Source organism: Micromonospora sp. NBRC 110038, assembly GCF_020884815.1.
Classification (GTDB): domain Bacteria; phylum Actinomycetota; class Actinomycetes; order Mycobacteriales; family Micromonosporaceae; genus Micromonospora; species Micromonospora haikouensis.
In genome coordinates, this window is sequence record NZ_BBOL01000001.1 from 72,791 (window position 1) to 87,172 (window position 14,382).

A 14,382-nucleotide genomic window follows, 5' to 3' on the forward strand; every position below is an offset into this window, starting at 1 on the left:
GGCGGACGGGTGGGGGAGAATACGACGGTGCGTGTCGGACGTGTCGGGGAGAAGAAAGTCACTGTGAGCATGGACGAGGGGCGACAGCTGTGAGCCAGATCGTGATCATCGGCGGTGGGCCGGCCGGGTACGAGGCGGCTCTGGTCGCCGCCCAGTTGGACGCCGATGTGACCGTGGTGGAGGCCGAGGGGGCCGGCGGCGCGTGCGTGCTGTCCGACTGCGTCCCGTCGAAGACGTTCATCGCCAGCTCGGAGGTGGTCACCGGCTACCGGGACACCGAGGAGTTCGGGGTGCACTCCGACGGGCTGGAGGCGGTAACGGTCGACGCGCGGACCGTGCACGAGCGGGTCAAGCGGCTCGCGCTGGCCCAGTCCGCCGACATCCACGCCAAGCTGGTCAAGGCCGGCGTCACCTTCGTCGCCGGCACGGCCCGGCTCGGCGAGGACATGCTGGGCCACACCCACCGCGTCGTCGTCACCCCGGCCGACGGCTCCGGAAAGCACACGATCGACGCGTCGACCGTGCTGGTCGCCACCGGGGCCACCCCGCGTCAGCTCCCCACGGCCGTGCCCGACGGCGAGCGCATCCTGACCTGGCGGCAGGTGTACGACCTGCCCGAGCTGCCCGAGCACCTGATCGTGGTCGGCTCCGGCGTCACCGGTGCCGAGTTCGCCAGCGCATACCTGGCGATGGGGGTCCCGGTCACCCTCGTCTCCAGCCGGGACCGGGTGATGCCGCACGAGGACGCCGACGCCGCCATGGCGATCGAGCGGGTGTTCCGCTCCCGGGGCATGACGATCCTCAACAACTCCCGCGCCGAGGGCGTGCGGCGCACCGCCGACGGGGTGGAGGTGGAGCTGGCCGACGGCCGGCTGGTGCAGGGCTCGCACGCGCTCATCGCGGTCGGCTCGATCCCCAACACCGCGGGCCTCGGCCTCGCGGAGTACGGCGTGGAGCTGGCCCGGGGCGGCTACGTCACCGTCGACCGGGTGTCGCGCACCAACGTCCCCGGCATCTACGCGGCCGGCGACTGCACGGGGGTGCTGCCGCTGGCCAGCGTCGCCGCGATGCAGGGCCGGATCGCGATGTGGCACGCCCTCGGCGAGGCGGTCCGGCCGCTGCGGCTGCGTACGGTCGCCGCGAACGTCTTCACCGACCCGGAGCTGGCCACCGTGGGCGTCTCCCAGGACGAGGTGGACGCGGGCCGGACCCCGGCCCGCCAGGTGATGCTGCCGCTGTCGGGCAACGCGCGGGCGAAGATGGACGACCTCGCCGACGGCTTCGTGAAGCTGTTCTGCCGCCCGGCCAGCGGCCAGGTGATCGGCGGCGTGGTGGTGGCCCCGAAGGCCAGCGAGCTGATCCTGCCGATCACGATGGCGGTGGAGAACAACCTCACGGTCAACGAGCTGGCCCAGACCATCACGATCTACCCGAGCCTGTCGGGCTCGATCACCGAGGCGGCCCGCCAGCTCATGCTCCACGAGCTGGAGTAGCCGAGGCGGCTCCCCTGCCACCCCTCGTGGTCAGTCGGTCGGGGGTTCGGGGCGGGCTCGGCGGGTGCCGAAGGCGGTCATCGCCCACCCGGCCGCCGCGAAGCCGGCCGCCGCCGCCCCGGCGATCACCAGCAGCTGCCACGCCGACTCGGTCAGCGCCGTGCCGCCGAGGTGCCCGATCAGCGTCCCGTAGGTGGCCCAGCCGGCCGCCGCCAGCGCCTCGTACGCGAGGAACAGCCGGTACGGGTACCGGCTGCGGCCGGCGGCGAAGCAGGCGGCCATCCGGCCGCCGGGCACGAAGCGGCAGAGCAGGATCACCAGCGGCCCCGGCCGGCGCAGCCCTCGGGTCACCCGGCCGGCGATCCGGCGGGCCCGGCCCGGCGCGGCGGTCGGTGCCGGCCGGCGGTCCGGCGCGCGCCGGCCCAGCAGGTAGCAGGCGAGGTCGCCGGCGAAGACGCCGAGCGCGCCGACGCCGATGGTCACCGGCAGGCTCAGCCCGCCGTACACGGTGAGCGCGCCGCCGGTGATCATCAGGACCTGCGTGGGTACGACCGGCACGAAGGCGTCGACCGCCAGCAACCCGAGCAGGACCAGGTAGGCCCAGAGCGGCGAGGCGACGTTGGTGAGCAGCTCAGGCACGACAACCCCCTCGCCGGGTCCGGCCGATCGGATGCACCGAGCCTGCCGGCGTGCCCGGCGTCACCGCAGCCCACCCCGGCCGGTGGTGACCGCCGACACGGCCGGCGGGCCGGCAACCTCGGCGTACGGGTGGAGGCGGTCGGCGCGTCCGTGACGAGCGGCGTACCGTTGTCGGGGCGCGGCCCCGCACGTCGGGCCCTCGTTCCCGACGTCCGGGCCGCCAGGGCCGCCGGCAGGTCCCGTGCCGGCGGCCCGCCCGTGTCACGACGCTCAGCCCTGGACCGGGGCGGGCCGGGGCCCCGGGTCGCCGACGGCGACCGGGTCCGGCTGGCTGAACTGGGCCTGGTAGAGCCGGTGGTACGCGCCCCTGGCGGCCAGCAGCTGCTCGTGGGTGCCCTGCTCGACGATGCGGCCGTTCTCCATCATCAGGATCAGGTCCGCGTCGCGGATGGTGGACAGGCGGTGGGCGATGACGAAGCTGGTCCGGTCGGAGCGCAGCGCCGCCATGGCCCGCTGGAGCAGCACCTCCGTGCGGGTGTCCACCGAGCTGGTCGCCTCGTCGAGGATCAGCAGCGACGGCTCGGCCAGGAACGCCCGGGCGATGGTGATGAGCTGCTTCTCGCCCGCGCTGACGTTGCTGCCCTCGGAGTCGATGACGGTGTCGTAGCCGTCGGGGAGGCTGCGCACGAAGCGGTCCACGAACGTGGCCCGCGCGGCGGCCACGATCTCCTCCTCGCTCGCGCCCGGCCTGCCGTACGCGATGTTGTCGCGGATCGTGCCGCCGAAGAGCCAGGTGTCCTGGAGCACCATGCCGATCCGGCCGCGCAGGTCGTCGCGGCGCAGGGTGGTGATGTCGACCCCGTCGAGGGTGATCCGGCCGGCGTCCAGCTCGTAGAAGCGCATGACCAGGTTGACCAGGGTGGTCTTGCCGGCCCCGGTCGGCCCGACGATGGCCACCGTGTGGCCCGGTTCGGCGACCAGCGACAGGTCGGTGATCAGGGGCTTGTCCGGCTCGTACCGGAAGGAGACCCGGTCGAACTCGACGCGGCCGTGCGGGTCGGCGACCCGGGCCGGCACGGCCGGGTCGGGGCTCTGCTCCTCGGCGTCGAGCACCGCGAACACCCGCTCGGCGGAGGCGACCCCGGACTGCAGCAGGTTGGCCATCGAGGCGACCTGGGCCAGGGGCTGCGTGAACTGCCGCGAATACTGGATGAACGCCTGCACGTCGCCGAGGCTCATCGTGCCCGACGCCACCCGCAGCCCGCCGACCACGGCGATCGCGACGTAGCTGAGGTTCCCGATGAACATCATCGCCGGCATGATGATCCCGGAGATGAACTGGGCGCCGAAGCTGGCCCGGAACAGCTCGTCGTTCTTGGCGGTGAAGGCGGCCTCCACCTCGCGCTGCCGGCCGAAGACCTTCACCAGCTCGTGGCCGGTGAACGCCTCCTCGATCTGGCCGTTCAGCTCGCCGGTGTGCGTCCACTGGGCGATGAACCTCTGCTGCGAACGCTTCGCGATCGCGCCGGTGACCACCACCGACAGCGGCACCGCGACCAGGGCCACCAGCGCCAGCAACGGCGAGATCCAGAACATCATGGCCAGTACGCCGACCACGGTCAGCAGCGAGGTGAGCAGCTGGCTCAGCGTCTGCTGGAGGGTCTGCGAGATGTTGTCGATGTCGTTGGTGACCCGGCTGAGCAGCTCGCCCCGGGGCTGCCGGTCGAAGTACGGCAGCGGCAGCCGGTTCAGCTTGTCCTCGACGTCGGCGCGCAGCCGCAGCACCGTGCGCTGCACCACCCCGTTGAGCAGCCAGCCCTGCCACCACATGAGCACGCTGGCCGCCAGGTAGAGGGCGAGCGCGAACAGCAGCACCCGGCCCAGGGCGGTGAAGTCGATGCCGACCCCGGGCACCACGTCCATCCGGGCCAGCATGTCGGCGAAGTTGTCGTTGCCGGCCGCGCGGGCCGCCGCGACCGCCTGCTCGGCGGTGGTCCCGGCCGGTAGCTGCCGGCCGATCACCCCGCTGAAGATCAGGTCGGTGGCGTGGCCGAGCACCTTCGGCCCGTACACGCTGAAACCGACGCTGACCAGCGCGAGGGTGACGATGACGATCAGCTGGAGGCGGTGGGGCCGCAACCGGCGCAGCAGCCGCCGGGCCGACGGCCCGAAGTTCATCGACTTCTCGGCCGGCATGCCGGCGCCCATCCACGGCGGGCCGCCGCGCTGGCCGCCGGGGGGCAGCCGTTTCGGCGTGGCCGGCTCCGCCTTCGCCGCCCCGACGGGCCGCTGGTCCGGTACGGCCGTCATGCCGGCACCCCCGCCGTCTGCTGGGACGCGACGATCTCCGCGTACGTCGGGCAGTTCTCCAGTAGTTCGGCGTGCCGGCCCATCCCGACGATGCCCCCGTCCTCGAGCACGATGATCTGGTCGGCGTCGACGATCGTGGAGACCCGCTGGGCCACGATCACCACCGCCGCGTCCCTGGTGACCGGCCGCAGCGCCGCCCGCAGCCGGGCGTCGGTGCCGAGGTCGAGCGCCGAGAACGAGTCGTCGAACAGGTAGATCTCCGGCTTGCGCACCAGGGCGCGGGCGATCGCGAGGCGCTGCCGCTGCCCGCCGGAGACGTTGGTGCCGCCCTGAGCGATCGGGGCGTCCAGCCCCTCGGGCAGCTCGGCGACGAAGTCGCGCGCCTGGGCGACCTCCAGGGCGGCCCAGAGCTCGTCGTCGGTGGCATCCGGGTTGCCGTACCGCAGGTTGCTGGCGATCGTGCCGCTGAACAGGTACGGCCGCTGCGGCACCAGCCCGATCCGCCGCCACAGCTCGTCCGGGGCGAGGTCGCGCACGTCCACCCCGTCGACCAGCACCGCCCCGGCCGTGGCGTCGACCAGTCGGGGGATCAGCGTCAGCAGGGTCGTCTTGCCGGCCCCCGTGCTGCCGATGACGGCCGTGGTGCGCCCCGCGCGCGCCGTGAACGAGATGTCGTGCAGCACCGGCGCGCTCGCCCCCGGATACTGGAACCGGACGTCGCGCAGCTCCAGCTCGCCTCGGACGGTCACCTCGGTCACCGGTGCGGCCGGCGGGACGACCGTCGAGTCGGTGTCCAGCACCTCGACGATCCGCTCGGCGCAGACCGCGGCGCGGGGGACCATCATCAGCATGAGGGTGGCCATCATGACGGCCATCAGGATCTGCATGAGGTACTGCAGGAAGGCAGTGAGCGCACCGACCTGGATCTGACCGGCGTCGACGCGTTCCGCGCCGAACCAGAGCACGGCGATGCTGGAGACGTTGAGCACCAGCATCACGATGGGGAAGATCAGGGCCATCAGCCGGCCGGTGCGCAGGGCGGTCGCCGTGAGGTCGGCGTTCGCGCGGCCGAAGCGCTCCGTCTCGTACGGCTCCCGGACGAACGCCCGGACCACCCGGATGCCGGTGATCTGCTCGCGCAGCACGCGGTTGACCACGTCGATGCGGGTCTGCATCAGCCGGAACCCGGGCACCATCCGCCGGATGATCAGCGCGAGCGCGACCGCCAGCACCGGGACGCTGACCAGCATCAGCCAGGACAGCCCGATGTCCTCCCGCAGCGCCATCACCACCCCGCCGACGCTCATGATCGGCGCGGCGGCCAGGATGGTGCAGCTCATCAGCACGAGCATCTGCACCTGCTGCACGTCGTTGGTGTTGCGGGTGATCAGCGAGGGCGCGCCGAAGCGGGCCACCTCGCGGGCGGAGAACCGGTTGACGTGGGCGAACAGCTCGGCGCGGACGTCCCGCCCGAAGCCCATCGCCGTGCGCGCGCCGAGGTAGACCGCGGCGGTGGAGCAGGTGATCTGCACCAGGCTGACCAGCAGCATCCAGCCGCCCGTACGCATGATGTAGCCGGTGTCGCCCCGGGCCACGCCCTGGTCGATGATGTCGGCGTTGAGGCTCGGCAGGTAGAGCGAGGCCATCGTGCCGACGAACTGGAACGCCAGCACCGCCGCCAGTGGCCGATGGTAGGGGCGCAGGTACGCGCGGAGCAGCCGGATCAGCACGCAGAGGTCTCCGGTCTCGTGTCGTGGGGCGTCATCTGTGGTTCCTCTCCACTGCCGATGACCTCGAGCAGGAACTGCCGGATCACGGCCGCCTTCGCCGGGTCTGCGTCGACCGAGGTCAGCGGTCGGCCGGACTGCATGAGGGTGATGAGTGCGGCGACCCGTTCCCGGCCGGCGGGGGTCAGGACGAGCCGCACGCTGCGCCGGTCGGTGTCGTCGCGCTGCCGCTCGACGAGGCCGTCCCGCTCCAGCGTGTCGACGATGCCGGTGAGGGTGGCCGGGCGGATGAAGCCGGCCTCGGCGACCGCCCGGAGGGGCAGCTCGCCGTGCTGGGCCAGGGTCATCAGGGTGGCCATGCCCGCCTGGGTCAGACCGTGCTCCTCGGCGAGGTAGCGGTTCCACCGCTGGCCGACGATGTGACCGGCGGTCACCAGCAGCCGGCCCAGCGGCACGTCCCGCAGCCCGATCAGGTCCATGCGCTCATGTTAGCCCCCTGATAGTCAGGCCCCAAACGAAATAGCGGCGGCGGCGGCGAGGAAGACCACCTGGAGCAACGCGCGAGGCACGAGCGGGGTCACCGGCCGACCGGCCAGGGTCAGCCCGCGCCGGGCGGCCGAGGCGTTGGCCGGGAACATGGCGAGCAGCAGCAGCCCCAGCCCGGCCGCCGCCCACCCCGCCGTGGCCGGCACGAGCAGCGCCACGGCGCCGGCCAGCTCCAGCACGCCGGTGACGGTCACCAGCAGCCCCGGGTGGGGCAGTCGGGGCGGCACCATGGCGATCAGGTCGGCCCGGCGGCCGGTGAAGTGGGCGAACGCGGTGAGCGCGAACAGGGCCGCCAGCCCGACCCGCAGCGCGGGGTGCCAGCCGTCCAGGGCGTCCACGCCGAGCAGCCCGGCCAGCCGGGCCAGGGTGAATCCGGCGACGAGGGCGATCAGGGGTGCCATGGGAACCTCCTCGGTCAGGGGTAACTTGTCACTGGCTAGATTGCGCCCGCCTCGCCATCTTGTCAACGACAAGTTAGGCTTCGGCCATGACCGGACAGCGTGGCTACCATCACGGTGACCTGCGTCGCGCCCTGCTCGCCGCCGCCGTCGAGGCGATCACCGAGGCCGGGCCGGCGGCCCTGAGCCTGCGCGACCTGGCCCGCCGCGCCGGGGTCTCGCACGCCGCCCCCGCCCACCACTTCGGCGACAAGGCGGGGCTGCTCACCGCGCTCGCCGTCGAGGGCTTCGACCTGCTGGCCGGGGCGCTGCGCGAGGCCGGCGACCTGCTCGACGCCGGTGTCGCGTACGTCCGCTTCGCGGTCGGGCACCGCGCCCACTTCGAGGTGATGTTCCGCCCGGAGCTCTACCGCCGCGACGACCCGGAGGTGGCGGCCGCCCGCGAGCGGGCCGGCGCGGCGCTGCGGGCCGGAGTGGCCGCCCTCCCGCGCGACGGCACCGACCCGGACCAGGAAGCGGACGCCCTCGCCGCCTGGTCGATCGTGCACGGATTCGCGACCCTCTGGCTGGCCGGGGCGCTCCCGCCCCGCACCGGCCCGGACCCGGAGGCCGCCGCCCGGAACGTCATCCGCCGCCTCTTCGACTGACGCCGGCCCGGCCTCGACTGACGCCCCTCGGCTTCGGCTGACGCCGGCCCGGCTTCGACCGACGCCCCGGCTTCGGCTTCGGCTGACGCCGGCTCAGCGCGGAGCGCGCCGCTGCGCCGGCTCGGCCGGGGTCGCGTCGATGTACTCGCGCATCACCTCGGCCATCTCGCGCAGGAACGCGGCGGTCGCCGCCGCCTGCTCCGGAGAGAGCCGACCGACCGCCCGCTCCACCCCGACGAGCATCGGCCGCAGCGCCTCGACCACCTGTTCGGCGGCGTGGTCGGTGACCTGGAGACACAGCCGCCGCCGGTCGCGCGGGTGCGGTGCCCGCGCCACGTGCCCGGCCTGCACCAGCCGGTCGACCAGGCTGGTCGCCGACGCCGACCGGATGCCCAGCCGGTTGCCCAGCTCGACGGGGCCGAGCGGCTCCGTGCTGGCGACGAGGTGCTCGATCGCGGCGGCGTCGGTCGCCCCGATGCCCAGCCGCCGGGCCAGCGCGGCGCGGGTGTCCCCGGCGATCCGGAGCATGTCGCGTAGCGCCGCCACCGTCTCGGTGTCCGCCGCCGGCCGGCCCGCAGCCCCGTTGCGCGTCGTCCCGCTGTCCGCCGGGCTCGCCTGGGTGCCGGGCGCGACTGCCCGCGCCGGTGATGCGGGCGAAACGTGCTCCATGGGTAAAAGTTAGCACCCGATAATAGTTAGACAGGCGAGTAATTCACCTGGCGCGCACCTCGGCGGGCTCACCAGCTCGTCGGGAGGGGCATCCCCTCGGTGTAGCCGGCCGTGCTCTGCACCCCGACCAGCGCCCGCTCCGCGAACTCCGCCAGAGTGCGCGCACCCGCGTACGTGCACGCGCTGCGTACCCCGGAGATGATCTCGTCGATCAGGTCCTCGACGCCCGGACGGTCGGGGTCGAGATACATCCGGGCCGACGAGATGCCCTCCTCGAAGATCCCCTTGCGTGCCCGGTCGAACGCGCCGTCCTCGGCCGTACGCGCGCTGACCGCCCGCGACGAGGCCATCCCGAAGCTCTCCTTGTACCGCCGGCCGTCCGCGTCGGTGTACAGGTCGCCGGGGGACTCGTAGGTGCCGGCGAACCAGGACCCGATCATCACGTTCGACGCGCCGGCGGCCAGCGCCAGCGCCACGTCGCGCGGGTGCCGCACCCCGCCGTCGGCCCAGACGTGCCGGCCCAGCTCCCGCGCCGCCGCCGCGCAGTCCAGCACCGCCGAGAACTGCGGCCGCCCCACGCCGGTCATCATCCGGGTGGTGCACATCGCGCCCGGCCCGACGCCCACCTTCACGATGTCGGCACCGGCCTCGACGAGGTCGCGTACCCCGTCGGCGGTGACGACGTTGCCGGCCGCGACCGGGACGCCCGGGTCGAGCTTGCGCACCGCCCGCAGCGCGGACATCATCCGCTCCTGGTGCCCGTGCGCGGTGTCCACCACCAGGGTGTCGACCCCGGCCTCCAGCAGCGCGGCGGCCTTGCCGGTGACGTCGCCGTTGATGCCGACGGCCGCCGCGATCCGCAGCCGGCCCCGGTCGTCCACCGCCGGCCGGTAGAGGGTCGCGCGCAGCGCGCCCTTGCGGGTCAGCACCCCGACCAGGCGGCCGTCGCCGTCCACCACCGGCGCGAGCCGCCGCCGGGCCGCCGAGAGCCGGTCGAATCCGGTACGCGGGTCCGCATCCGCCGGCACCGTGTGCAGCTCGGTCGACATCACGTGCCGGAGCTGGGCGAACCGGTCCACGCCCAGGGTGTCCGCCTCCGTCACCACGCCCAGGGGGCGGCCGGCCTCGTCGACCACCACCACCGCGCCGTGCGACCGCTTCGGCAGCAGGTGGATGGCGTCGCCGACGGTGTCGGTGGGGCCGAGGGTGATCGCCGTGTCGTGCACCAGGTGCCGCCGCTTGACCCAGCCGACCACGTTGGCCACCACGTCGATCGGGATGTCCTGCGGGATCACCGCGATCGCGCCACGCCGGGCGACGGTCTCGGCCATCCGCCGGCCGGCCACCGCCGTCATGTTCGCCACCACCAGGGGGATGGTGGTGCCGGTGCCGTCCGAGGTGGCCAGGTCGACGTCCAGCCGGGAGCCGACCTCGGATCGGGCCGGCGCCATGAAGACGTCGTTGTAGGTCAGGTCGTGCGCGGGGACCGCGCCATGAAGGAACCGCACCCGGCCATCATTGCCGGACCTGGGCTTCGCCGCCCGCGGTGGTCGCGGAAAACACCCCGGGCCGGTACGCGGCTCCTCCGTGCGCCTCAGGCGATCGTGCAGATGGGGGAGCCGGCGGTGATGACCGCGCCGACCTCGGCGGACAGCCCGCTGACCGTGCCCGCCCTGTGCGCGTGCAGCGGCTGCTCCATCTTCATCGCCTCCAGCACGACGACCAGGTCACCCTCTGCGACGGTGTCCCCGTCCGCGACGGCGATCTTCACGATCGTGCCCTGCATCGGCGAGGTGAGCGCGTCGCCGTCGACCGCCGCGCCGGCCTTGGCCCCGCCGCCCCGGCGGGCCGGCTTCCGCGCGGCGGGCGCGGCGGTGGACGTACCCGCGCCGAGGCCGGCGGGCAGCGTCACCTCCAGCCGCTTGCCGCCCACCTCGACCACGATGGTCTCCCGCTCGGCCGGGCCCTCGGCGGGGCCGGCGACGGCGGTGAACGGCGGCACGGTGTTGTCGAACTCGGTCTCGATCCACCGGGTGTGCACGGTGAACGGCGCGGCGGTGAACGCGGGGTCGCGCACCACCAGGCGGTGGAACGGCAGCGCGGTGGCCATGCCCTCGACGACCATCTCGTCCAGCGCCCGCCGGGCCCGCTCCAGTGCCTCGGTGCGGGTCTCGCCGGTGACGATCACCTTGGCCAGCAGCGAGTCGAAGTTGCCGCCGATCACGTCGCCGGCGGAGATGCCGGTGTCCACCCGGACGCCGGGCCCGGTGGGCAGCCGCAGCGCGGTGACCGTGCCCGGGGCGGGCAGGAAGTTGCGGCCCGGGTCCTCGCCGTTGATTCGGAACTCGATGGCGTGCCCGCGCGGCGTCGGGTCCGCGGTCAGCCGCAGCCGCTCGCCGTCGGCGATGCGGAACTGCTCACGCACGAGGTCGATGCCGGCGGTCTCCTCGGTGACCGGGTGCTCGACCTGGAGGCGGGTGTTGACCTCCAGGAAGGAGATCGTGCCGTCCGCGCCCACCAGGTATTCCACCGTGCCGGCGCCGTGGTAGCCGGCCTCCCGGCAGATCGCCTTGGCGCTGTCGTGGATCTGGGCGCGCTGGGCGTCGGTGAGGAACGGCGCGGGGGCCTCCTCGACGAGCTTCTGGTGCCGGCGCTGGAGCGAGCAGTCGCGGGTGCCGACGACGACCACGTTGCCGTGCTGGTCGGCCAGGACCTGCGCCTCGACGTGCCGGGGCTGGTCGAGGTAGCGCTCGACGAAGCACTCGCCCCGGCCGAACGCGGCGACCGCCTCGCGGGTGGCCGACTCGAACAGGTGCGGGATCTCCTCCAGGGTGCGGGCCACCTTGAGGCCGCGCCCGCCGCCGCCGAAGGCGGCCTTGATGGCCACCGGCAGGCCGTGCTCGACCGCGAACGCGGTCACCTCGTCGTGGCCGGCGACCGGGTCCGGGGTGCCGGGGACCAGGGGCGCGCCGGCCCGCTGGGCGATGTGCCGGGCGGTGACCTTGTCGCCGAGATCGCGGATCGCCTGCGGGGTCGGGCCGATCCAGGTCAGGCCCGCGTCGAGGACGGCCTGGGCGAAGTCGGCGTTTTCGGAGAGGAAGCCGTACCCGGGGTGGACGGCGTCGGCCCCGGCCTGCGCGGCGACGGCGATCAGCTTGTCGATCCGCAGGTACGTCTCGGCGGCGGTGTCGCCGCCCAGGGCGTACGCCTCGTCGGCCAGGGTGGCGTGCAGCGCGTCCCGGTCGGAGTCGGCGTAGACGGCGACGCTGCCCAGGCCGGCGTCGCGGCAGGCGCGGATGACGCGGACGGCGATCTCGCCTCGGTTGGCGATGAGTACCTTGCGCACCTCGTGCCTCCTCCCGGGATGTTACTGACGGGGAGTTTATCGGCCGAGGTCGCGACCCTAACGATCGCTCAGTGTGGGATGTGGCACTGTCCCGCCGCCGATAGTCAAACTTGCCTAATACGCTTCTCCGGTGTCTGCCACTCGGATGATGATTCTCGGCCTGGTCAAGTGGATGCAGCCGGTGCACGGCTACGACGTCCGCCGCGAGCTGCTCAGTTGGGGCGCCGACAAGTGGGCCAACGTGCAGCCCGGCTCGATCTACCACGCGCTGCGCAAGCTCGGCGAGGAGGGGCTGCTGCGCGAGGTCGCCACCGAGCAGGTCGGCGTCCGGCCGGCCCGGACGACGTACGAGATCACCCCGAAGGGGGTCGACGAGTTCGAGACCCTGCTGCGCGACCTGTGGTGGGGCAATCATCAGACGAACGACCCGTTCATGGCGGCGTTCGCGTTCCTGCCGGCGCTGCCCAGGCCGGAGGCGGCGGCCGCGCTGCGCAGCCGGGGGCAGGTGCTGCGGGCCGGCGTGGAGAGCATGCGCGCCTCGATGGCGTCCGCCTGGATCCGCGACTCCAAGCCGGTGGGCGTGAGCTGGACGTACGAGCTGTGGATCGCCCGGGGCGAGGCCGAGGCGGACTGGTGCGAGCGGGTCGCCGACCGGATCGAGGCCGGCGTGCCGTACCTGCCGGAGGGGCTGGCCGGGCGGGACGACTGGAGCGTCGGGGAAGGGGCGCGCGAGGAGAATAATCAAAGTTGACTAGAGAAGTTATATCGCGTTAGCCTCGCCGGAGTTTCGGGGCCACCCGTGTCGCGTGGCGTCCCCGGGGGAAAGGCCGGTCCCGTCCGGCCAAGGACGACCAGGAGCGAAGATGATCGAGACCAGAGGGCTGCGGAAGTCGTTCCGCTCCCGCGCCGGTCGACAGCACAAGACCGTCGACGCCGTCCGCGGCGTCGACCTGGACGTCGCCGAGGGGGAGATCTTCGGCTTCCTCGGCCCCAACGGCGCAGGCAAGACCACCACCCTGCGGATGCTGGCCACCCTCATCGCCCCCGACGGCGGCCAGGCCACCATCGCCGGGGCCGACCTGCTGCGCGACCCCGCCGAGGTGCGCCGCCGCATCGGCTACGTCGCCCAGGGCGGCAGCACCTGGGACGACTCCACCGCCCGCGAGGAGCTGGTCCTGCACGCCCGGATGTACGGCATCAGCAAGGCCGACGCCCGCCGCCGCGCCGAACGCGCCCTCGCCGCCTTCCAGCTCACCGAGTACGCCGACCGCAAGTGCAAGACCTACTCCGGCGGTCAGCGTCGCCGCGTCGAGATCGCCCTCGGCATCATCCACGACCCGCGCATCGTCTTCCTCGACGAGCCGACCACCGGCCTCGACCCGCAGAGCCGGGCCCACATGTGGGACGAGATCCGCCGGCTGCGCGCCGAGGGGATGACCGTCTTCATCACCACGCACTACCTCGACGAGGCCGACGCGCTCTGCGACCGCATCGCGATCATGGACCACGGCGAGGTGGTCGCCGAGGGCACCCCGACCGGGCTGAAGCGCGAGATCTCCGGCGAGGTGCTGCTCGTCGGGCTCGACGTCGCCACCACCGGCCAGGCCGCCCAACTGCTCGACACCGAGCCGTACGTCGCCAAGCTGGAGACCGTCGACGGCGGCGGCCTGCGGCTGACCGTCGACGAGGGGGCGACCGCCATCCCGCAGGTCCTGCGCCGGCTCGACCACGCCGGTCTCGCGCTCAACTCCATCGAGCTGCACCGCCCCAGCCTCGACGACGTCTTCCTCACCAAGACCGGCCGCTCGCTGCGCGAGTCCTGACCTCCCCGGAGTCGATCATGAAGTTCGCCCGCGACACCTGGCTCGTCTTCCAGCGCCAGACGCAGCTCCTGCTCCGCAACCCGGTCTGGGTCTTCGTCGGCGTCTTCCAGCCGGTGATGTACCTGCTGCTCTTCGCCCCGCTGCTCAAGCCGGCGCTGAACGCGCCGACCCAGGCCGAGGCGTACAAGATCTTCGTGCCCGGCCTGCTGGTGCTGCTGGCCATCTTCGGCGGCCTCTTCCAGGGCTTCGGCCTGATCGCCGAGCTGCGCGCCGGGGTCATCGAACGGTCCCGGGTCACCCCGGTCAGCCGGCTCGCGCTGCTGCTCGGCCGGTCCCTGCGCGACGTCGTGTCGCTGCTCGCCCAAGCAGTCATCATCACCGTGCTCGCGCTCCTGTTCGAGCTGCGCGTGTTCATCGGCGACCTGCTCCTGGCGTACCTGATGCTCGCCCTCATCGCGTTGATGACCTCGGCCGTCTCCTACGGCGTCGCGCTCAAGGTCAAGAGCGAGGACGCGCTCGCCCCGCTGATGAACACCGTGGCCCAGCCGGTGCTGCTGCTCTCCGGCATCCTGCTGCCGCTCACCTTCGCCCCCGGCTGGCTCCAGGGTGTCGCCGAGTGGAACCCGTTCTCCTGGGCCGTGGACGGCACCCGGGCCCTCTTCGCCGGCGACCTCGGCAACGACAAGGTCTGGCAGGGCCTGAGCATCATCGCGGTGCTGGCCGCCGCCGGCGTCGCCTGGGCCGCCCGTCAGTTCGCCCGCAGCGTCCGCTGAACTTGCAAAGA

Annotated in this window: 13 protein-coding genes; 5 read left to right on the forward strand and 8 right to left on the reverse strand. The window is 73.1% G+C overall.

Features of this window, described 5'->3' with window-relative positions; translation table 11 throughout:
* Positions 1-89: 89 nt before the first annotated feature.
* The gene (locus tag LPU61_RS00305) at positions 90-1,493 is read left to right on the forward strand and encodes an NAD(P)H-quinone dehydrogenase (protein ID WP_043961859.1); all 1,404 of its coding nucleotides are present in this window, start codon (positions 90-92) and stop codon (positions 1,491-1,493) included.
* A gap of 30 nt (positions 1,494-1,523) precedes the next feature.
* Here LPU61_RS00305 and LPU61_RS00310 read toward each other — a convergent pair whose 3' ends face one another.
* From LPU61_RS00310 to LPU61_RS00330, 5 genes are all read right to left on the reverse strand, one after another.
* Positions 1,524-2,132 (reverse strand): DedA family protein, encoded by a 609-nt coding sequence (locus LPU61_RS00310; RefSeq protein WP_229403744.1) that lies wholly within the window; start codon positions 2,130-2,132, stop codon positions 1,524-1,526.
* A 270-nt stretch (positions 2,133-2,402) separates the two neighbouring features.
* Positions 2,403-4,442, reverse strand: a complete 2,040-nt coding sequence (locus LPU61_RS00315; protein WP_305071826.1) for an ABC transporter ATP-binding protein — start codon at positions 4,440-4,442, stop codon at positions 2,403-2,405.
* The gene (locus LPU61_RS00320; RefSeq protein ID WP_043961862.1) at positions 4,439-6,172 is read right to left on the reverse strand and encodes an ABC transporter ATP-binding protein; all 1,734 of its coding nucleotides are present in this window, start codon (positions 6,170-6,172) and stop codon (positions 4,439-4,441) included. The genes LPU61_RS00315 and LPU61_RS00320 overlap by 4 nt, the downstream gene beginning before the upstream one ends.
* The gene (locus tag LPU61_RS00325; RefSeq protein WP_043961863.1) at positions 6,166-6,648 is read right to left on the reverse strand and encodes a MarR family winged helix-turn-helix transcriptional regulator; all 483 of its coding nucleotides are present in this window, start codon (positions 6,646-6,648) and stop codon (positions 6,166-6,168) included. The genes LPU61_RS00320 and LPU61_RS00325 overlap by 7 nt, the downstream gene beginning before the upstream one ends.
* Positions 6,649-6,672: 24 nt before the next feature.
* Positions 6,673-7,116, reverse strand: a complete 444-nt coding sequence (locus tag LPU61_RS00330; protein WP_043961864.1) for a hypothetical protein — start codon at positions 7,114-7,116, stop codon at positions 6,673-6,675.
* A gap of 86 nt (positions 7,117-7,202) precedes the next feature.
* Between LPU61_RS00330 and LPU61_RS00335 the strand changes: the two genes are divergently transcribed.
* Positions 7,203-7,760, forward strand: a complete 558-nt coding sequence (locus LPU61_RS00335; RefSeq protein WP_229403745.1) for a TetR/AcrR family transcriptional regulator — start codon at positions 7,203-7,205, stop codon at positions 7,758-7,760.
* A gap of 93 nt (positions 7,761-7,853) precedes the next feature.
* On the opposite strand, the gene LPU61_RS00340 is transcribed toward LPU61_RS00335, so the two are convergent.
* The 3 genes from LPU61_RS00340 to LPU61_RS00350 form a co-directional block, all read right to left on the reverse strand.
* Positions 7,854-8,288 carry a MarR family winged helix-turn-helix transcriptional regulator gene (locus LPU61_RS00340; RefSeq protein ID WP_043961866.1) on the reverse strand — a complete coding sequence of 145 codons (435 nt, stop codon included), beginning with the start codon at positions 8,286-8,288 and terminating at the stop codon, positions 7,854-7,856.
* Between the two features lie 209 nt (positions 8,289-8,497).
* On the reverse strand, positions 8,498-9,937 hold the full coding sequence (locus tag LPU61_RS00345; protein WP_229403746.1) for a GuaB1 family IMP dehydrogenase-related protein: 1,440 nt from the start codon (positions 9,935-9,937) through the stop codon (positions 8,498-8,500).
* A gap of 86 nt (positions 9,938-10,023) precedes the next feature.
* Positions 10,024-11,775 (reverse strand): biotin carboxylase N-terminal domain-containing protein, encoded by a 1,752-nt coding sequence (locus LPU61_RS00350; RefSeq protein WP_229403747.1) that lies wholly within the window; start codon positions 11,773-11,775, stop codon positions 10,024-10,026.
* A gap of 145 nt (positions 11,776-11,920) precedes the next feature.
* Between LPU61_RS00350 and LPU61_RS00355 the strand changes: the two genes are divergently transcribed.
* The 3 genes from LPU61_RS00355 to LPU61_RS00365 all read left to right on the forward strand — a co-directional run bounded on the left by LPU61_RS00355 (position 11,921) and on the right by LPU61_RS00365 (position 14,371).
* The gene (locus LPU61_RS00355) at positions 11,921-12,526 is read left to right on the forward strand and encodes a PadR family transcriptional regulator (protein ID WP_043961869.1); all 606 of its coding nucleotides are present in this window, start codon (positions 11,921-11,923) and stop codon (positions 12,524-12,526) included.
* Between the two features lie 112 nt (positions 12,527-12,638).
* Positions 12,639-13,598: a daunorubicin resistance protein DrrA family ABC transporter ATP-binding protein gene (locus LPU61_RS00360; protein ID WP_043961870.1), complete on the forward strand. Its 960-nt coding sequence runs from the start codon at positions 12,639-12,641 to the stop codon at positions 13,596-13,598.
* Between the two features lie 17 nt (positions 13,599-13,615).
* Positions 13,616-14,371 carry an ABC transporter permease gene (locus tag LPU61_RS00365; protein WP_043961872.1) on the forward strand — a complete coding sequence of 252 codons (756 nt, stop codon included), beginning with the start codon at positions 13,616-13,618 and terminating at the stop codon, positions 14,369-14,371.
* Positions 14,372-14,382 lie beyond the last annotated feature (11 nt).

Bases quoted from the DNA above. Each gene is read 5' to 3' on its own strand.
- LPU61_RS00315 (WP_305071826.1), bottom strand. From the start codon at position 4,442: ATGACGGCCGTACCGGACCAGCGGCCCGTCGGGGCGGCGAAGGCGGAG.
- LPU61_RS00325 (WP_043961863.1), bottom strand. From the start codon at position 6,648: ATGGACCTGATCGGGCTGCGGGACGTGCCGCTGGGCCGGCTGCTGGTG.
- LPU61_RS00330 (WP_043961864.1), bottom strand. From the start codon at position 7,116: ATGGCACCCCTGATCGCCCTCGTCGCCGGATTCACCCTGGCCCGGCTG.
- LPU61_RS00335 (WP_229403745.1), top strand. From the start codon at position 7,203: ATGACCGGACAGCGTGGCTACCATCACGGTGACCTGCGTCGCGCCCTG.
- LPU61_RS00340 (WP_043961866.1), bottom strand. From the start codon at position 8,288: ATGCTCCGGATCGCCGGGGACACCCGCGCCGCGCTGGCCCGGCGGCTG.
- LPU61_RS00355 (WP_043961869.1), top strand. From the start codon at position 11,921: ATGATGATTCTCGGCCTGGTCAAGTGGATGCAGCCGGTGCACGGCTAC.
- LPU61_RS00360 (WP_043961870.1), top strand. From the start codon at position 12,639: ATGATCGAGACCAGAGGGCTGCGGAAGTCGTTCCGCTCCCGCGCCGGT.
- LPU61_RS00365 (WP_043961872.1), top strand. From the start codon at position 13,616: ATGAAGTTCGCCCGCGACACCTGGCTCGTCTTCCAGCGCCAGACGCAG.